Consider the following 19669-nt stretch of genomic DNA (forward strand, 5'->3'; position numbering starts at 1 on the left):
ATCGGTTTTATCAGTATGATATTCTCTCTTTCTAAAAATGTCAATTGAAATGTACGTAGTATTTCCTTCTTTTCTTTGTTACACTATAGGTGATTATCATAGGAGAGGGGGCATCTTCGTGTCATTTACCTTTGAAATGTTAGAAGATAAAGTAGAATTTTTCGAGGCTGCAAACTTAGTTTCTCTAGAAAAAAAAATTAACGAACAAATTGATAATAATAAAGCACTTATGCTCGAAGTTCATCATATTTCTCACCAAATGATTATGGATCCTGAAAGCAAAAGACCTTATTATAGTGCGGTTGTTCATTTTAAATTAAAGAAATTACGCTAACTAAAAAAAGAGAGGCTCTTAAGAGCCTCTCTTTTTTTAGTTTAGAGTTTGAACGAGTACTGGTTTCCAGCCCTCATTTTCTACCCAATCAATATTCACATAATATTTTTTACCTGATTGTTTATCTTGTACGTTACCGTAAGCTTTATTCTTACCGTTATTTCCAATTCTATGGATAACTAATTGATTTACTGGAACGTCAATTGCAGCTGAAATCGCTTGATTCATCTCATTCCAATCTGCTGTACCTTTTTTAAACGTCATCGCAGGTGCTGCACCTTGCTCTGTACCTACTGGCTTCCAAGAAGATTTCGTATAAGCATCTGTTGCCTGTGACTGTGTTTTTTCAGCTGGTGCTTTCTCGTTAGCTTTCGCTTCTTCTTCAGCTTTTTTCTTTTCTTCCTCAGCCTTTTGCTTCTCTTCTTCTTCCTTCTTCTTAGCCTCTGTTTTCTCTTTCTCTTGCTCGTTCTTCTTCGTCTCTTCTTTACCTTTTGCTTTCTCAGCTTTATTCTCTTTTGTTGTTTGCTGAGCTACCTTTTTATCATTAGAAGACGCTTGCTCTTTTGTGTCAGGAACAAACAATTGATATGCTACAATAGCTACTGCTACTAATACAATAGCGATTGCAATATTTAAAACACCGTTTTGACGACGTTTTTGTTGTTTCTGTTGGAATCTAGATCCTCCTGCCATTCTTCAAACCTCCATGCAGTTTTTCATACTTGCTATTGTAACATTAAATCTAGAAAGGTTGAACATTTACAATAATATTTTCACGAAATGAAAACATTTCATAAATAATTGCAAGATTACTTTTCAATTTCTAATTGATGAATTGCCTCTACCATTTCTGCAAAAACTGGTGTGACTACATTTTCATTACTATCTGTTTCTATATCAACTACAACTAAAGCATATCTTGGGTTTTCATATGGAAAATAACCTGCAAACCAGCGATTCACCCTCTCTCCTTTTCCTGTTTGTGCCGTCCCAGATTTTCCAGCGACAGTTAGTGGCAACGAACGGAATGCGGTTCCCGTTCCTTTCTCCATCGTTACAACGGCTCTTAACAACTGTTGTAATTTTTTCATCGTTTCATAAGAAAGCTGTTTCCCATTTAATTTATGATTTTCAAATGTAAAAAAGTCGGTTCCATTTTTATACACTATTTTTTTCACAGCTTTCACTTCCATCTTCTCTCCACCTCTAGCAATTGTCGCCATCATATTCGCTATAGCTAGAGGTGACACACGTACATCTTTTTGTCCGACCATCGTTTGAGCAATCGCTTTTCTACTATCTTTATTTTCTTCGCTTCCCCAAATAATAGCACTCTTTTCTTCTGGCAATTGCTCAAATTCTGGTGTATGAAATACCGAACCTTTCCAACCTACCTTCTCACGTGCTCCTAAGGCCTCTAAATACGTTTCTAACACTTCCCTATCCTTTTGCATTAGTTCACCACCTAATACGGCAAACGTTCGATTACAGCTTCTAGCAAAGCTTTCCTTAAAGTTTAATGACCCCATCATAACTTGTGGAAGATTTTCACCGTATAAATCCGTATTACAGTTAAATGTACGATTAAACCGCACCAAATTCTCATCAATTCCTGCTGCTGCAACTACTGTTTTAAAAACAGACCCCGGAAAATGAGGAATTAACATTTGATTTTCAAGTGTAGCTTTATATATCCTCCTATCATTCATCTGTAAAGAAGGCCTACTTACCATTGCTACAACTTCACTATTCTTTATGTCTAGTAATACTAACCCACCTTTTTTTATTCCGTTTTCATCTATAATCTTCTCTGCTCGTCGTTGCAACGTTTTATGTATTGTTGTTTGAATAGTAACTGGATAAAATGGATTTCCTGGTGAAGTGTATTTCGCCTGCTTCCCAAAAATCGGTTCTCCTTGTCGATCCACTTGATATAGTACTTTCGCTTCTCCATCAGTCAGTAAAAATTCATCAAATGATTGTTGTAATCCAGAAATACCAATTGGCGTTTGTTTCGAAGTTTTTTTCATTTCTCCATAACGCTTTTGAAATTCCTGTTCATTCTCTCCCACATCACCAATTAAATGATCTGCCTCTCCCATTTGCTTCAGTCGAACTTCTGCTGCTACAATACCTAAAATATCTAATTCATTTACCTTCTTCATCTGCTCGAGCGTTAATTGAAATGGGGTATTCTCCCTTCGTAATATAAATGCTTGATTCTTATTTTTCATTTGCAGTCTTATCTCTTGTCTCGACACACCAATGATATGCGCAATTTTCTCTAACATGTCATTTTTTATTTGTAAAAATGGAAAAACAATTAAGACTGGATATTTCTCTTCACCAATTTCCTTACCATTTCGATCTGTAAAATGCCCTCTTCCATTATCTACTGTAAGTGATTGTGTTCGTTGCGTAACACTTTTTTCAATCAGATTGATATTTCGGTCAGTAAATGATTCCGTATCTATAATCTGTATTTGGATTAAACGACAAAGTAATAAAAAAATCACACCCATAAAACAAATTAAAACAATTATAATTCTCCGTTTCATTTTCATAAAAAACACCTCGTCTATTGTAGTTTAGACGAGGTGTTTCACCTTTTATACAAATAAAAAATCACTCGTTTTTACACGAGTGATTTTTTACGTTATTTTACAGAGATAATCTCTACTTGCATTTCTCCACCTGGTGTTTGGATTGCTACCTTCTCACCAATTTGCTTACCTAATAAGCTTTTTGCGATTGGAGAATCGTTAGAAATTCTCCCTTCAAATGGATCGGCTTCTGCGCTACCTACGATTATGTACGCTTCTTCGTCTCCACCTGGTAACTCTTTAAATATTACTGTTTTACCTAATGTTACAACTGTAGACTCTTCACCATTGTCTTCAATGATAACCGCATTACGAATCATGTTTTCAAGTTGTGTAATACGTCCTTCTACGAATGCTTGCTCATCTTTCGCTGCATCGTACTCAGAGTTCTCAGAAAGATCTCCGAAGCTACGTGCGATCTTAATACGCTCTACAACTTCTTTACGTCTTACTGTTTTTAATTGTTCAACTTCGTTCTCTAGTTTTTGCTTACCCTCTTGCGTCATAGGGTATGTTTTTTCTGTTGCCATGTTTTCCACTCCTTTTATATACCAATCCCCCGAAAAAAAGAGGAGTTCCATATGAAAACTCCTCCGCTTATATAGCGGAGGTTTCTAGCACACGTAGCACTAGTGGAGTTGTCACATACAACCCCTTATTCTCCAATTCTTCCTTATATAAAGAAGGTATGTATGGAAAGTTGATATAAATATGCCCTCACCTATTGGTAGGTGAGGTTTCATGTTTCATTGTATTCGATAAGAAGGGAAAAAATCCCTTCCTATCGTATATCTTTTACTATGCTATTACAAATTTACTTTTTGTTCAAGAATTGTTGCAATTTTTGTAACCATAATATCAATTGCAACATGGTTTTGTCCACCTTCAGGGATAATAATATCCGCGAATTTCTTAGAAGGCTCAATAAATTGATTATGCATTGGACGTACAACGTTTACGTATTGGTCGATAACTGAATCCATTGTACGACCGCGCTCTTCAATATCGCGCTGCATGCGGCGTAAAATACGAAGGTCTGCATCTGTATCAACGAACACCTTAATATCCATTAACTCACAAAGACGTGGGTCTTCTAAAATAAGAATTCCTTCTAAAATGATTACATCTTTCGGCTCAACTGGAATAATTTTTTCTGAACGCGTATGCAATGTATAGTCATATATAGGCTTTTCCACTTGCTCATATGCAAGCAACTGCTGCAAATGGTCAATTAACAAATCATTATCAAACGCTAACGGATGATCGTAATTTGTTTTTAAACGTTCTTCCATTGGTAAATGGCTTTGATCTTTGTAATAATAATCTTGCTCCAAGATTAAAATGGAATGACCTTTAAAATGGTCAAAAATCGCTTTCGTTACACTTGTTTTTCCTGATCCTGAACCACCAGCGATTCCAATTACAACAGGCTTATTCGTCCCCATTCGACTACCACTCTTTCTTATTGAAGTATGTTTTTGCGCATCATATTATTCACATACACTGGTTGATCCACTTTGAATTTCACGATTTGCAACGGATGTCTCGCTGCATCTAATTCGTTTCCATCCTCATCCCAAATTTTCTCCACCGTCTGCGTAAAGTTTTCTATTTCTGGCCCAAAGAACTCCACTTCATGTCCTGGTTTGAAGTGATTACGTTGCTCAAGCGTTACGATGCCCGTTTCTTCATTATAATCTAACACTAAACCAGCAAAATCATACGTTGTTTTCTTACTATGATTTCCAAACATTTGCTCTTGATGTCCTGGAACCCCTTCAAAGAATGCAGGAGCTGTATCACGATTTGCACATTTATCAAGTTCATCTAACCATTCTTGTTTAAACTCAAAGTTATCCGGATCCGCACAATACGCATCAATTACTTTACGATATACAGTTGCTACAGTCGCTACGTAATGGATAGATTTCATACGTCCTTCAACTTTTAAGCTATCAATTCCAATTTCAATCATTTTCGGAATTGATAAGATTAAATTTAAATCTTTTGGGCTCATCGCAAAGTGAGCATCTTCTTCTTGGAATAGAGGAAGCTCTTTTGCATCTTTATGTTGTGATACCGTTTGAACTAAATCATAATCCCAGCGGCAAGATTGACAACAACCACCACGGTTAGAGTCACGCGCTGTCATATGGTTACTTAATGTACATCTCCCTGAATACGCGATACACATTGCACCATGGACGAATGCTTCAATTTCAACATCAACTTTTTCTTTAATTTCTTTCATTTCTTCATAGCTTGCTTCACGAGCTAATACAAGACGATGTAAACCTTCTTCTTTCCAATACTGTGCTGCTTTCCAGTTGGATAGTGATTGTTGTGTACTTAAATGCACCTCAACAGAAGGCGCCACACGTTTACATGTCTCAATAATAAGCGGATCGGCAACGATAATTCCCGTTACGCCAGCTTTTTCAATCCCTTTTAAATATTCCTCTAGCCCATCCATATTTTCATTATGTGCAAAAATATTTGTTGTTACGTATATTTTTGCTCCATATTTCTTTGCAAATTCAACGCCTTCTGCCATGTCTTCCAGCGTAAAGTTACCTGCATTAGAACGAAGACCAAATTCTTGTCCACCTAAATATACAGCATCTGCCCCATAATGGATAGCTACTTTTAATTTTTCTAAGTTACCCGCAGGGATTAACAGTTCAGGTTTTTTCACAATAACGCGTTTGCCATCGATCACTCGTGAAATTTCTTGTACAGTCATTTCCTACACCCTCCTCGTTTAGTAAACCGTTTCTTTAAAGAAGAATCCTGTATCTAACGGACGATTTACCGGTTGTATTTCTTCTATCTCTTTAAATAAATCATCTTTCACGTCATAATACACATCACGATCTTCTACACATAAATCAATCGCCTTACGATATTTCTTCGTTACCTCAATAATGTACTCAGAACTTTTTAGGACACCATCAATTTTTAAGCTATCGACTTCAGCATCGATTAGTTCCTCTAACTCATCGATGAAACAAATATCATTCGGACTCATAATGTGAGTACCATTTTCATCTTCATAAATTGGATATTTGTTATTACGTTCCGGGTCGTATAAGAACATATTCTCTTCATACTTTTTCTTTTCGATGTCGAGATTACGCCCTTGATACTCAAAGTAGTTTCCTACTAGTGAACGCTTCGATTGGAACATGCAAGTCATACCGTGAATTTGTACTTCAAGTTCCACTTCAGCATTTTCTTTTAATTCAGCAATTTCATCTAAGCTAAGCTCACGAGCTAATACAGCGCGTTTCGCTCCTCTTTGCCCCCAATAGTTACAAGTAAACCAGTTTGTTGCTGTCGTTTCTGTATTCCAGTGAAGTTGCATATTTGGTGCAACTTCACGAACAGCCATTAATACCGCTGGATCTCCGAAAACAATCGCATCTACATTTACCTCATTTAAAAAGGCAACATAGTCCGTTAATTCTTCTACTTTATCATTGTGGAACATCGCATTCATTGCAACGTATACTTTCACACCATTTTCATGCGCAATGTTTACAGCTTGTTTCACATCTTCACGTGAAAACTCTCCTGCCAAACGTAAACCAAACTTTTGTTCACCAACCATTACTGCATCTGCCCCTGCTTTCGCAAGAGGTTCAATATCCGCCACCGCTCTAGGCGTTACTAACAATTCAGGTTTCTTCATACTTTTGTCACCCTCTCTTTTTACTTACAGCCACTCCATCGCCAATTGGGAAAATCGTTGTATCATATCCTTCATGATTCATAAGCCATTCATTGTACGTCTTAATACGACGAATCAAACCACGGGTACGTCTATTTTCAATTTTCTCTTTTGTCGTCACAAGACCATGGTACATAACGTTATCTGAAATAATAACGCCACCAGGATTTAATAACGGTTCGTATAAGTCAAAAAAGCGACGATACTGCCCTTTCGCTGCATCAATAAAAATAACATCAAATGTTCCATGTTCTTTCACTTGTTCGCCCGTTTCTAAAGCATCACCGTAAATAACAGAAATACGGTCTGTTACCGAGGAACATTCTATATATTCAAGTGCCTTTTCATATCGTTCACGATTGCGCTCTACTGTCACAATGCGAGAGTTCGGAATAGCTTGCATCATACGAATACTAGAATAACCGATTGCTGTTCCAAGTTCTAAAATACTTTCCGGTCCAATTAAACGTAAAAATTGCAGCATAAATTCCATTCCAAGTCGATCCATAATCGGCACATGGTTTTCAGTTGCATACTCTTCCATTTCAAGAATTAATTTATCTTTTGGATCAATAAATGATAATAGGTACTCGTTAACTGTATCCTCCATAATTGGTCCTCCTTATTTACATGGAGAAGTGCCTCTATGACGCGTCAACCTTTGTCTTTTCACACATAGAATGCAATAAAAATACAAGCCAGTTTCACCCTTAGCTTGTACGTCCCGTTTTGATATTAAAAACGATTCTTCTGCCAGTTTTTAACCCGATATATTTTACCACAAAAAAGAGGGATATGCGACCCTTTTCGCTATCCCTCCCCATTTCACTGTTTTTTCGTAATGTATTTTTGCTTTAATGCATTATGTTCTTCTAATGTTTTCGCATAATACACTTCACCACTTGGTGCAGCTAAGAAATAATAATAATCTGTTTGCGCAGGATCTAACGCTGCTTCCACTGAATGTTTACCAGAGTTTGCAATCGGTCCAACCGGCAACCCTTTCACAACATACGTATTGTACGGTGAGTTTACTTTCAAGTCTTCGTATAATACACGTTGTTTATGCTTTCCAAGTGCGTATAATACCGTCGGATCCGTTTGAAGCGGCATACCTTTCGCTAAACGATTATAGAAAACACTAGAGATTTTTTGGCGATCAGTAAAGCCAGTAGCCTCTTCTTCAATAAGTGAAGACAACGTGAGAAGTTGATGAACATCCCAGTTCTTCGCTTTCATTTTCGCCTCATTTTGAACAATAATTGCATTTGTTTTCTCAAGCATCGGGATTACAATTTCTTCTAATTTTGTATCCTTTTTATAGAAAGAATACGTTGCTGGATATAAGTATCCTTCTAGTGGATATTTAATGTTACTATCAAAAATTTTATCCGTTAATAGCTTCGGATACTTTTGCTGCATTTTTTGGATAAATGCTTTATCGTTTAATTGACGCACAACCTCATCTTTATTCCACTTTAATTCTGCCGCAATCACTTCAGCAATTTCAGTTACTTGCGCCCCTTCTTTAATCGTCACTTTATAAAGAGCCGGACGATGTACGTTGCCAGATGACATTTGTTCAATGACATCGTTGGCGCTCATCGAAGGATTTAATAAATATGTACCTGCTTGTAAGCTTTTCGACTTAAATTTCGTATAAAAACTAAAAACTGTACTGCTTTTCACAGCACCTTTTTCTTCTAAAATCTCACCGATTTTACTTGTAGATGACCCCTTTGGAATCTCTACCTCAATCTCTTTTTTATTTCCACTATCAACTGGCCCTAATGCAGATGAAATATACGCATAGACTGATCCACAAACTAAAAGCAGTGCGATAATCGAAATTAAAAAAATGCGTCTACGCTTCTTCTTCACTTGATTCTCTACCAAAATTCTTCCTCCTTATTCAATTGTAGACCGTATACACTTCCTCTATACAATGCCCTACAAACATAAAGCAAAACCAATCATTTCTAAATAATCGGTGACAGCTACTTATTTAAAGCCTTTTTTCATACAACCCGTCTTATTATACTATAAACAATTAAGTAGTTTCGACAAAAAATCTGTCATTTTGCATATGAATACAAAAAAGGCGAACTGTGTACACAGTTCGCCTTTTTATCCATTACTATTCTTCTTCTTGCTCATCAGCAAGAGTGTTAAACATTTCTTGTACCATTTCCCACTCTTCTTCAGATTCAATTGAAAGTAATGTTCCACCCTCTTCTTCACTTTGCTCATATGCCATTGCATCGAAGATTTGGTCTCCATCTTCGTCTACTTCACCGATTGGAGAGAAGACTACGTAAGATTTTTTGCCGAATTTTTCAGCATCAAAAGTGAAAATAATTTCACATAAATGTTCGTTTCCTTTTTCGTCTACAATTGTAATTTGATTTTCTTCCATTTTGGTCACCTCTTATTTACTATCTAAAAATCCTTGTAAGATCACGACTGCAGCCATCTTATCGATTACCTGTTTTCGCTTCTTACGGCTCACATCAGCTGAAATGAGCAGACGTTCCGCTGCCATCGTCGACAAACGCTCGTCCCACATTACAACTTCTAATTGTAACAGATTTCGCAGGTTTTCTGCAAATTGCTGGCACGCTTCACCACGAGGGCCGATTGTACCATTCATATTTTTAGGTAAACCTACTACTATTTTGTCCACATTGTACTGTTTTACCAACTCAGAAATACGGTCAAAACCAAAGTGGCCTCGTTCTTCGTTAATCCTGATTGTTTCCAGCCCTTGTGCTGTCCAGCCCATTTCATCGCTCATTGCAACACCGACTGTTTTAGTACCAACATCTAAACCTAATATCCGCATAAACTACTCCTCACGATGATGTTTCAAGTAAGACTTCACAAGCTCTTCAATTATCTCATCACGTTCAAGCTTGCGAACGATGCTTCGTGCATCTTTATGGCGAGGTATGTATGCTGGATCTCCACTTAATAAATAACCGACGATTTGGTTAATCGGATTATAACCTTTTTCTTGAAGTGCATCATACACAGTTAAAAGTACATCATTTACATGGACACTCTGTTTTTCATCTTGAATGCTAAACTTCATTGTCTTATCAAAACCGTCCATTTCAAGCACCTCACTTGTAAGTAGTAAGTATAGGGAGAAGAACTTCTCCTCTCCCTACCATTGTACACTACTATCTCTTTATTTTGAAACAGATTTAACGTACTCTTGTACAAACGCTAAAGCTTCCTCTACTTGCGCTGGGTTTTTACCGCCTGCTTGTGCCATATCAGGACGGCCACCACCGCCGCCTCCACAACGAGAAGCTACTTCTTTCACAAGTTTACCCGCATGGTAACCTTGACTAATTAAATCTTTCGTTACGCCAGCTAAAATGTTTACCTTATCGTCATTTACAGACGCTAATACAACAACTGCAGACTCTAATTTATTTTTAAGGTCATCCATCATTGTACGTAAGTTGTTCATATCTGCAACATTTACTTTCGCCGCTAATACGTTCACGCCATCAACTGTCATTACTGAATCAGTTAAGTTTCCAGCTTCGATATTGCTTAATTTCGCAGCAAGAGATTCGTTTTCTTTTTGAAGTTGTTTTACTTCAGTAAATAAACCATCAACTCTTGTTAAAATATCTTTTGGATTTGTTTTCATTTTTCCTGCTGCTTCTTTTAATAAACCTACTTGATCGTTCATTAATTCGTATGCAGACTTACCAGTTACCGCCTCAATACGACGAGTTCCTGCACCGATACCAGACTCAGCAACGATTTTGAAAATACCGATAGAAGCTGTGTTATCAACGTGACAACCACCGCAAAGCTCTAAGCTGTAATCGCCTACTTGCACAACGCGTACAACATCACCATATTTTTCACCGAATAATGCCATTGCGCCCATTTCTTTCGCTTCTTCGATTGCTTTTTGAGAAATCGCAACATCAATACTTTCCCAAATTTTTTCGTTTACGATACGCTCAATTTTTTCTAATTCATCAGCTTGTACTTGACCGAAGTGAGAGAAGTCAAAACGTAAACGTTCAGATGTTACAAGAGAACCAGCTTGGTTAACATGCGTTCCAAGTATATCTTTTAATGCTTGGTGCAGTAAGTGAGTTGCTGTATGGTTTTTCACAACGCTACTACGGTTTTTCGTATCGATAAGAGCTTTTACAGCCGCTTCTTTCGTTAATGTACCTTCTTCCACAACTACTTTGTGTAAGTTTTGACCATTTGGTGCTTTTTGTACGTCTTTTACAACAACTTTCACGCCGTCAGCAAGAAGGTAACCACGGTCTGCAATTTGCCCACCGCTCTCAGCGTAGAATGGCGTTACATCAAGCATTAATTGTCCTTCTTCACCTGCTTGTAAGCTATCTGTATACTCACCATTTTTCACCAGGGCAACAACGTTACTTTCTGTTGCAACTGTACCGTAACCAACGAATTCGCTCGCTACTTTAACTTCACCAAGTACACCGCCTTGAACTTGCATAGAATCAACGTCTTGACGAGCAGCACGTGCACGCTCACGTTGTTTCTCCATTTCATTTTCAAAGCCCGCTTGATCAACTGTCATACCAGCTTCTTCTGCATATTCTTCTGTTAATTCAATTGGGAAACCGTACGTGTCGTATAGGCGGAACGCATCTACGCCAGAAATAACAGTTGTTTTTTCTTCTTTCGCTTTTGCAATTACTTCAGCTAAAATTGATTCACCATCATGAAGTGTTTCATGGAAACGCTCTTCTTCATTCTTCACAACTTTTGCGATGAAATCTTTCTTTTCAAGTACTTCTGGATAGAAGTCTTTCATTACTTCTCCAACAACCGGTACTAATTCAAACATGAACGGACGGTTGATGTTTAATTTCTTAGAATAACGAACAGCACGGCGTAATAAACGACGTAATACATAACCACGGCCTTCGTTAGATGGAAGAGCACCGTCACCAACAGCGAATGTTACTGTACGGATATGGTCAGCAATTACTTTAAACGCCATATCTTTTTCTAAATCGCCATTACGATATTTCTCACCAGAAATTGATTCTGTTGCACCAATCATCGGCATGAATAGGTCTGTATCAAAGTTCGTAGGTACATCTTGAACGATAGATGTCATACGCTCTAGCCCCATTCCTGTATCGATGTTTTTCTTAGGAAGTGGCGTATATGAACCGTCTGGATTATGGTTAAATTGAGAGAATACAAGGTTCCATACTTCTAAGTAACGCTCGTTTTCTCCGCCCGGATATAATTCTGGGTCACTAAAGTCATTACCGTAAGATTCACCGCGGTCATAGAAAATTTCTGTATTCGGTCCACTTGGTCCTTCACCGATATCCCAGAAGTTTTCTTCTAAACGGATGATGCGTTCTTTTGGAACACCCATTTTCTCATTCCAAATTGTGAATGCTTCTTCATCTTCCGGATGAATTGTAACAGATAGTAATTCTTTATCGAATCCGATCCATTTGTCGCTCGTTAGAAATTCCCAAGCCCAAGTAATTGCTTCTTCTTTGAAGTAATCACCGATTGAGAAGTTCCCTAACATTTCAAAGAATGTATGGTGACGAGCCGTTTTCCCAACGTTTTCAATATCGTTTGTACGAATTGATTTTTGTGCATTTGTAATACGTGGATTTTGTGGGATTACACGACCATCAAAATATTTCTTTAATGTCGCTACACCACTATTAATCCATAACAGAGATGGATCTTCATGAGGAACTAGTGATGCACTTGGTTCTACTGCATGTCCTTTTTCTTGGAAAAAGTCTAAAAACATTTGACGAATTTGTGCGCCTGTTAGTTGTTTCATTGTATTTTCCTCCTTAAATATAAAAAACTCCCGCCCCTAATAAAAGGGACGAGAGTTAACTCGCGATACCACCCTAATTATGAATTGATTATTATAACAATCAATTCATCACCTCATGGTGCCGTAACGTGGCAAGACGGCAGTGATTAGCTGCTCTCAGGATTAGCTTTCTGTTACCCTTCATTTAAAGCTCCTTTCAGCCAGTGGAAGCTTCTCTCTACAAATGGACTGTAACGTACTTGTTCCGTCATTGATTTAATGTATTATATGACTAAATATAATAGAATTCTCTTAAGTTTGTCAATGTAGATAATCATTTATATTGTATCAATTGCTTATTAATCATAGTTATTCTACTATTCATTCTTAACAGCCTTTAAATATATTATGCATTTATTACTAAATAGGAATCTCCTCTCAAAAAATACTTTATGCAAATTTCTAAATATTACATTATTTGTTATAATTAAATTATTAACAATAAAGGAGCGATTACAATGACAACCTTATTGAATCAAGCTAAAGAAATGTTAACAACTGATGAAAAAATCCTTTTTTATGCAGCATGCTCATTAAATATATTTATATATCGTTCCGTCGCAAGACCAGGACTGTTAATTTTAACGAACAAACGGCTCTTCTTTTATGGACCAGATGTAAGTAAGAACCCAATATTTGAAGAGTACTCTTTTGCAAACATTTCTAATCTAAAAGAGCAAAAGCGTCTTTTCAGCAATCAAATTATATTTATGTACGATAATGAATGGAAAAAAATAAAACATATTCAAACAAATGATATAAGCTCTCTCGTTCAACAAATACACGAGCAACTCTCTAAATAATGATAGCCCTCTACTTTTATAAGTAGAGGGCTATCATATTACACATCTTCTTTTTTCCAAAGAGGCCTCACATGAACGACCACTGTCCGAATGACCGCTAAAATAGGAACCGATATTAGTAATCCTACAATCCCCGCAACTTCTCCCCCTACTAGTAATGCAAACATAATAATCACAGGATGCATACGAAGCGACTTACCAACGATGTAAGGCGATAAAATGTTACTTTCCAAAAATTGCAAAATAGCAATCGTAATTCCCGCCTTAATGAGTAAACTCGTTGATACCGTTGCTGCAATCATCAACGTCGGAATCGCCCCTAAAATAGGACCAAAGTACGGGATTATATCCGTTACCCCAATAATAATACCGAGTAATAACGGATATTTCATACCGATAAACCAAAAAGAAAGAACAGATACTCCTCCTAATACTAAGCAAACAAATAACTGTCCTCGAATATAACTTCCGAGTGACTTATCAATTTCTTTCGCAAGCATTTGACCCGTACTACGCCACTTACTCGGAACTAGTTTCCAAAAAATATGATAAAACTCACCGTAATCTTTTAATATGTAAAATACAATGAACGGAATTAAGAAAATAATGAGCAATGAATCCAGTACACCACGAGCTGTGCTCATGACTTTATTTAAAAGCGCTTGAATCTTCGTTTCTACACCACCAAAAATTTGTTTCACCTTTTCATGAATAAATGATGGGAAATTCGCTGTTTGTTCTGTAACTCCATCCATCCAAGAATCGTACATTTTTGTAAACTGCGGAAATTGTTCATTAATTTCTTGTAACTGTTTAATAACAACTGGCGTTCCTTTATAAATTCCATAGCCAATTCCGCCAAAGAAAAGAATATAAATGAGCAAAATAGCAAGTGTGCGTGGCATTCCTTCCTTATGGATTTTTTCAATTAAAGGGTGTAATAAATAAGCAATAAAACAAGCAATAAAGAACGGTGTGATCGCCACTTTAAATACAAAAATAATCGGCGCCCATAGTGGCTTGATTTTTAAAAAGACGAGCAAACAAAGAAAAACGAGTAACAATAATCCTAAACGATATATCCAAATGATTTTAAGATTCTTCACACGAAAAACCTCCTCCACCTTTATTTTGAAAATAAATAGGTTAGGTTATGTGCAAAAGTTTTAAAATCTTTTTATACAGACCATACTGTTTTTTAAAGACGTACATATATTTAACATAATAAGGACAACCACCCCTGAAAATACAAAATGTCAAAATATAATCAGGAGGGCTCATAATGATCTTATTTATGCTTGCATTATCCGCACTTTTTATGCTTCTTGAATGGATTTGTATCGGGTTTGGTATTTGGAAAGGCTTCTTTATTCGTTCCTCGCGAAAGGAAAGAGCTAAGCACTTATGGCATTATGGAATGCTTGGCGTTGGATGCTACGGTTTATCTTATCTCTTCTCTGAAATCGGACTTTTATATTTGCATACAAGCGCATAAAAAAACTCCCTTATCATGAAGGGAGTTTTTTACGCCTTATAAATAAGACTTAATCATCTTACGTGCTTTTTTCACATTGCGTTTTGAGAATACATCTTGTTTGCGAGCATATTGATATGCTGCAGCTCCAACACCTAATGCGATTAATGAATTGCGTAGATTCAAAGTAAATCCCCCTTTTCGTTATCCGATCGTTCTTTCATTATCATCAAATAAATCATCAAGAGAGCTTAATGAACCATCTTCCTCTACTTGATGTGTATGGATTTTCCCCTTTGAAACCGATAATTCGATATAACAATTCCAGCAATAAAATTGGTTGACACCTATTTTTCCGATGTCTTTCCCTTTGCAATTTGGACAACTGAACATATGGCTTTCATCTCCTTACAGTCTCCCAGATTCTATTCGCCATTATGTCCAAACTGCATTCATTTATACATTGCTAGAGCCTTTCAACGTTATACGTTTGAAAGTTTCACTATATAATTTCACCTTGTTACATGAAATCATACGGTGAAATGTTTTCCACGTCCATTTCTTCACCATTAACCGTCACCATCTGCACTTCTCCTTGTGATTCTTGCAATCGGCCAGCTAAAGTCGTTTGACGCATTGCATCATCAAGGCGATTTACACCGGATTGAAACGCTGCTTCCTCCCCGCAAATAATAAGGAATTTCTTACTCCTTGTAATACCCGTGTAAATTAAATTACGACGTAACATACGGTAGTAGCTCTTTACAATCGGCATAATAACTATTGGGAATTCACTACCTTGCGATTTATGAATCGAGCAGCAATAGGCATGCGTAATTTGATTTAAATCCGGCTTTGTATATGTTACTTCAATTCCATCAAATGAAACGATAATCATATCTTGTTGCTCGACATTTTCTTTCGCATAAAATACTGAAACAATTTCTCCAATATCACCATTAAACACTTGGCTTTCCGGCTGATTGACTAATTGAAGTACTTTATCACCTCTGCGGTATACAACGTCACCGTAGGCAATTTCTTTACTCTTTTCTTTTTTCGGATTAAACACTTCTTGAAGAGCTTCATTTAACACATTAATACCTGCTGGTCCGCGATACATTGGTGCCAATACTTGTACATCTCTTGCACTAAAGCCTTTTGTCTTAGCATTTTCACAAACCTTTTTAACAACCTCAACAATTTGAGCACCTGCACAGCTGATAAATGAACGATCTTTTTTATTTTGTGCTAAATCTGGCGGGAGCGTCCCGTCTTTTATCGCATGGGCAAGCTGAATAACAGACGAACCTTCTGCCTGACGATAAATTTCTGTGAGTTTTACCGTTGGAATGGCACCTGCATTTAATAAATCTTTCAACACTTGTCCAGGTCCTACCGATGGTAATTGGTCTTCATCACCTACAACGATTACTTGGATGTTCGTCGGCAAGGATTTAAACAATTGATTTGCCAGCCAAATATCTACCATCGAAAACTCATCAATAATAAGGAGCTTCCCTTGAACAGGGTCTGTTTCATTGCGCTGGAAAGACCCTTCTGGCGTCCATCCAAGCAGGCGATGAATCGTGCACGCCGGAAGCCCCGTCGATTCACTCATTCGCTTCGCTGCTCTTCCTGTTGGAGCCGTTAATAGTATTGGAAATGGATTGTCATCACTATATTCATTTAGATTTAGTGATAGCCCGTGAAGCGACGCATACATTTCAACAATTCCTTTAATAACTGTAGTTTTCCCCGTTCCTGGTCCACCTGTTAATAACATCATCGGCTTATGAAGTGCAGTTTGAACTGCTTCTTGCTGAAGCGGTGCATACTGTACCTTTAGCTGTTCTTCAATTTCACCTAATGTCTTTAACACTTCTGCTTCAGGAAATGCAGGGGTTTCCTCTTGATTCATAAGCCTGCGAATGGACTTTACAACGCCTTTTTCAGAGTAAAATAACGAAGCTAAATACACACGCTCTTCTTCTATGATGACTTTCCCTTCACCTTGCATCATTTCAACGCAGCCTACAATATCTTCCTCAGTCACTCCGCCTTCTTGATTATTTAAAAGTGACATCGTTTCTCTTACAAGCTGACCTTTTTCCATATACACGTGACCGAGTTGTAATGAAATATTCTCTAACGTATAAAAACACCCTGCACGTACACGGTCGTCGTGATTGCCCGTTATTCCGATTGCACGCCCTATATCATCTGCTCTTCCAAATCCAATTCCGTCCACTTCTTCAATAAGTTTATACGGATTATTACGAATCACTTCTAATGTCATCTCTTTATATTGCTGATAAATTTTAATAGAAAGTTTTGTTCCAAAACCGTAACCATTTAAAAAACTCATCACTTTCTCGAGCCCTTGATGCTCAATAATCGTCTCATATATTTCCTGCGCTTTTTGCTTGTTTACAACACCACTTAACGCATCCGGATCATCCATAATTTTAGAAATCGCATGCTCACCAAGATGGTCCACGATTTTTTCGGCTGTACGCTTTCCAATCCCTTTAAATAAATCGCTCGCTAAATATTGCACCATACCTGCTTTTGTTTGTGGCAATTCTTTTTTAAACGTTTCAACTAAATATTGTTTTCCATACTTTGGGTGGTCTTTAAAATGACCTGTTAATGTAAACACTTCATCTTCATGCATACGGGGAAAATGACCGTTTATCATTACTTTTTTTTCGTCGTATGTTTCATTCGTTTCAATGACTTTCATACTGACAACGGAATAGAGGTTTTCTTCGTTGTGGAAAATGGTATGAAGAACTTGCGCTTTTATAAATTTTTTTTCTTCCTCAAACAAATCCATTGCATGTTGATTTCCCATATTTCCTCTCCTTTCCGAGTTCTTTTCACTTTAATGAGCAGTACATCCCCCACCTCTTTCACAATCTTTAGATGAGGGGTAACTGCGCATTAAACTATAATTTCACTTTATTCAGCTTCTTGCTCTAATAAACGAATACCATTACCAGCTAAAAAGTGGTCTGCTTGAATTTCAGTCGCTTTCTTAAATAAAGTAAGAGCTTTCTCGTTATTCTCCTCGAATACGTACGCAACACCTAAATTATAATACGCATCTGCATGCTCTTCATCCATTTCTAACACCTTTTCAAAATAAGGTTTTGCCTCTTGAATATGTTCTAGTCGTGCGAAGCAAAGTCCGCATTGGAAAACAGCTTCTACATCGCCTTCATCTAATTCCGTCGCTCTTTGCAAAAATGGAAGTGCAAGACGATCATTTCCAAGTTGCACATGTGTGATACCTAACATAAATGTTACGTCAGCTGATTGTAATCCCACTTGCATCGCTTGTTCAAATACAGCCTTCGCCTCTGCAAATTGCTCTTGACCGTAATATACGTTTCCTAAGCCATAATAAGCAGCCGCAGATTTACCATCTAATTCTAATGCACGTTTATAAAATAAAATTGCTCGCTCACTATCACCTAATACATCTAATAAATTCGCAAAGTTAATGTATCCAAGCGCATCTTTCGGGTTTTCTTCGATTGCTTCTGTGAAATTTTCAGCTGCTTCTTCCCAGTTTCCTTCTTGCATATATTTAATACCTGTTTCAAGTTTGTTTGACATATCCTTCACCTCTACAACAAATTATAACAAAGAATGTATTTTCCAAGCGAACAAAAATTCGCTTTATGTAAAAGAAACCTCTAACCGCTAATCGGCAGAGGCTTCTCGTGTTATCCTAAATAATCTAATTTCTTACCACTATGATATACTTCATCAATTGTAGCGCCGCCTAAGCACTCATCTCCATCATAGAAAACAACTGCTTGGCCTGGCGTAATCGCACGAATTGGCTCATCACAAAGAATACGAACTGTATTTTCATCAACGATTTGAACCGTTACTTTATTGTCTGCTTGACGATAACGGAATTTCGCTGTACACGTAAATTCTTTTTCCTTCGCTTTATTACTTACCCAGCCTACATTCGTAGCAATAACTTCATCACCATATAGAAGTTCGTTATGGAATCCTTGATCAACATATAAAATGTTTTCTTTCAAGTTTTTCCCCACAGCAAACCACGGATCACCATTACCACCAATACCAAGGCCATGACGTTGTCCAATTGTATAATACATTAAACCATCATGTTTCCCTTTCACTTCACCAGATAATGTTTGCATCACACCTGGTTGCGCCGGTAAATAGTTACTTAAGAAATCTTTAAAGTTACGCTCACCGATGAAGCAAATACCAGTACTATCTTTCTTCGCCGCTGTCGCTAAACCAGCTTCTGTCGCCATTTCGCGAATTTGTGGTTTCTTTAATTCACCTAATGGGAACATTGTTTTTGATAGTTGCTCTTGGCTTAATTGATTTAAGAAATATGTTTGATCTTTATTGTCATCAACGCCGCGAAGCATTTTATATTCGCCGTCCATATAAGCAACGCGTGCATAATGACCTGTTGCTACATAATCAGCACCAAGTGCAATTGCATGCTCTAAAAATGCTTTAAATTTAATTTCTTTGTTACACATTACATCTGGGTTTGGTGTACGACCAGCTCGGTACTCATCTAAAAAGTACGTGAATACTTTATCCCAGTATTGTTTTTCAAAGTTTACTGCATAATACGGAATGCCGATTTGGTTACACACTTCAATTACATCATTGTAATCTTCTGTTGCTGTGCAGACACCATTTGCATCTGTATCATCCCAGTTTTTCATAAAAATTCCGATTACATCATAACCCTGCTCTTTTAATAAAAGAGCTGCTACAGATGAATCGACGCCACCGGACATCCCGATGACAACGCGTGTTTCTTGAGGTAGTTTGTTCATCAT

General features: G+C 37.3%; 21 protein-coding genes and 1 other annotated feature. Of the genes, 3 read left to right on the top strand and 18 right to left on the bottom strand.

All coding sequences use genetic code 11. The features are described from left to right. Positions 1 to 118: 118 nt before the first annotated feature. On the top strand, positions 119 to 334 hold the full coding sequence (locus LCF45_RS21615) for a YrzA family protein (RefSeq protein ID WP_002015268.1): 216 nt from the start codon (positions 119 to 121) through the stop codon (positions 332 to 334). A 36-nt stretch (positions 335 to 370) separates the two neighbouring features. On the opposite strand, the gene LCF45_RS21620 is transcribed toward LCF45_RS21615, so the two are convergent. The 12 genes from LCF45_RS21620 to alaS all read right to left on the bottom strand — a co-directional run bounded on the left by LCF45_RS21620 (position 371) and on the right by alaS (position 12500). Further along, entirely contained in the window at positions 371 to 1027 is a 657-nt protein-coding gene (locus LCF45_RS21620) for a YrrS family protein (RefSeq protein ID WP_263894279.1), read from the bottom strand. A gap of 116 nt (positions 1028 to 1143) precedes the next feature. Then, positions 1144 to 2898, bottom strand: coding sequence for a peptidoglycan D,D-transpeptidase FtsI family protein (locus LCF45_RS21625; protein ID WP_002129205.1), 1755 nt, complete (start codon positions 2896 to 2898; stop codon positions 1144 to 1146). 92 nt (positions 2899 to 2990) lie between these two features. Beyond that, positions 2991 to 3467 (bottom strand): transcription elongation factor GreA, encoded by a 477-nt coding sequence (gene greA, locus LCF45_RS21630; RefSeq protein WP_078213491.1) that lies wholly within the window; start codon positions 3465 to 3467, stop codon positions 2991 to 2993. Positions 3468 to 3743: 276 nt separating this feature from the next. After that, positions 3744 to 4382 (bottom strand): uridine kinase, encoded by a 639-nt coding sequence (gene udk / locus LCF45_RS21635; RefSeq protein WP_002015274.1) that lies wholly within the window; start codon positions 4380 to 4382, stop codon positions 3744 to 3746. A gap of 17 nt (positions 4383 to 4399) precedes the next feature. Beyond that, complete coding sequence (locus LCF45_RS21640) at positions 4400 to 5680, bottom strand: peptidase U32 family protein (protein WP_002015275.1); 1281 nt, start codon at positions 5678 to 5680, stop codon at positions 4400 to 4402. A gap of 18 nt (positions 5681 to 5698) precedes the next feature. After that, positions 5699 to 6628 (bottom strand): peptidase U32 family protein, encoded by a 930-nt coding sequence (locus LCF45_RS21645; protein WP_002129209.1) that lies wholly within the window; start codon positions 6626 to 6628, stop codon positions 5699 to 5701. Between the two features lie 7 nt (positions 6629 to 6635). Further along, positions 6636 to 7277 (bottom strand): O-methyltransferase, encoded by a 642-nt coding sequence (locus LCF45_RS21650; RefSeq protein WP_002129210.1) that lies wholly within the window; start codon positions 7275 to 7277, stop codon positions 6636 to 6638. Positions 7278 to 7492: 215 nt separating this feature from the next. Then, positions 7493 to 8563: an endolytic transglycosylase MltG gene (mltG, locus tag LCF45_RS21655; RefSeq protein WP_002129212.1), complete on the bottom strand. Its 1071-nt coding sequence runs from the start codon at positions 8561 to 8563 to the stop codon at positions 7493 to 7495. A gap of 241 nt (positions 8564 to 8804) precedes the next feature. Next, positions 8805 to 9083 (bottom strand): DUF1292 domain-containing protein, encoded by a 279-nt coding sequence (locus tag LCF45_RS21660; protein ID WP_002034112.1) that lies wholly within the window; start codon positions 9081 to 9083, stop codon positions 8805 to 8807. Positions 9084 to 9095: 12 nt separating this feature from the next. After that, entirely contained in the window at positions 9096 to 9509 is a 414-nt protein-coding gene (gene ruvX, locus LCF45_RS21665; protein ID WP_001221204.1) for a Holliday junction resolvase RuvX, read from the bottom strand. Between the two features lie 3 nt (positions 9510 to 9512). Further along, entirely contained in the window at positions 9513 to 9779 is a 267-nt protein-coding gene (locus LCF45_RS21670; RefSeq protein WP_000348591.1) for an IreB family regulatory phosphoprotein, read from the bottom strand. A gap of 78 nt (positions 9780 to 9857) precedes the next feature. After that, complete coding sequence (gene alaS / locus LCF45_RS21675; RefSeq protein ID WP_002015283.1) at positions 9858 to 12500, bottom strand: alanine--tRNA ligase; 2643 nt, start codon at positions 12498 to 12500, stop codon at positions 9858 to 9860. A gap of 41 nt (positions 12501 to 12541) precedes the next feature. Then, positions 12542 to 12760, bottom strand: a binding site (T-box leader). A gap of 237 nt (positions 12761 to 12997) precedes the next feature. On the opposite strand from alaS, the gene LCF45_RS21680 reads away from it, so the two are divergent. Then, positions 12998 to 13342 carry a PH domain-containing protein gene (locus LCF45_RS21680; protein WP_002129215.1) on the top strand — a complete coding sequence of 115 codons (345 nt, stop codon included), beginning with the start codon at positions 12998 to 13000 and terminating at the stop codon, positions 13340 to 13342. Positions 13343 to 13380: 38 nt separating this feature from the next. Here LCF45_RS21680 and LCF45_RS21685 read toward each other — a convergent pair whose 3' ends face one another. Next, positions 13381 to 14448, bottom strand: a complete 1068-nt coding sequence (locus tag LCF45_RS21685; RefSeq protein ID WP_002129216.1) for an AI-2E family transporter — start codon at positions 14446 to 14448, stop codon at positions 13381 to 13383. Positions 14449 to 14624: 176 nt separating this feature from the next. Here LCF45_RS21685 and LCF45_RS21690 point away from each other — a divergent pair, with 176 nt between their 5' ends. Beyond that, on the top strand, positions 14625 to 14837 hold the full coding sequence (locus tag LCF45_RS21690) for a hypothetical protein (protein ID WP_002015285.1): 213 nt from the start codon (positions 14625 to 14627) through the stop codon (positions 14835 to 14837). Between the two features lie 36 nt (positions 14838 to 14873). On the opposite strand, the gene LCF45_RS21695 is transcribed toward LCF45_RS21690, so the two are convergent. The 5 genes from LCF45_RS21695 to mnmA form a co-directional block, all read right to left on the bottom strand. Then, the gene (locus tag LCF45_RS21695; protein ID WP_002015286.1) at positions 14874 to 15002 is read right to left on the bottom strand and encodes a YrzQ family protein; all 129 of its coding nucleotides are present in this window, start codon (positions 15000 to 15002) and stop codon (positions 14874 to 14876) included. An 18-nt stretch (positions 15003 to 15020) separates the two neighbouring features. Beyond that, entirely contained in the window at positions 15021 to 15209 is a 189-nt protein-coding gene (locus LCF45_RS21700) for a hypothetical protein (protein ID WP_002015288.1), read from the bottom strand. 127 nt (positions 15210 to 15336) lie between these two features. Next, positions 15337 to 17673: an SF1B family DNA helicase RecD2 gene (locus LCF45_RS21705; protein ID WP_002184924.1), complete on the bottom strand. Its 2337-nt coding sequence runs from the start codon at positions 17671 to 17673 to the stop codon at positions 15337 to 15339. Between the two features lie 107 nt (positions 17674 to 17780). Continuing rightward, positions 17781 to 18440 (bottom strand): tetratricopeptide repeat protein, encoded by a 660-nt coding sequence (locus LCF45_RS21710; RefSeq protein WP_002088750.1) that lies wholly within the window; start codon positions 18438 to 18440, stop codon positions 17781 to 17783. A 110-nt stretch (positions 18441 to 18550) separates the two neighbouring features. Beyond that, entirely contained in the window at positions 18551 to 19666 is a 1116-nt protein-coding gene (gene mnmA, locus LCF45_RS21715; protein ID WP_002088752.1) for a tRNA 2-thiouridine(34) synthase MnmA, read from the bottom strand. Positions 19667 to 19669: the final 3 nt, after the last annotated feature.

The sequence above is a fragment of the Bacillus sp. 41-22 genome (assembly GCF_025809295.1).
In the GTDB taxonomy this organism is placed as follows: domain Bacteria; phylum Bacillota; class Bacilli; order Bacillales; family Bacillaceae_G; genus Bacillus_A; species Bacillus_A mycoides.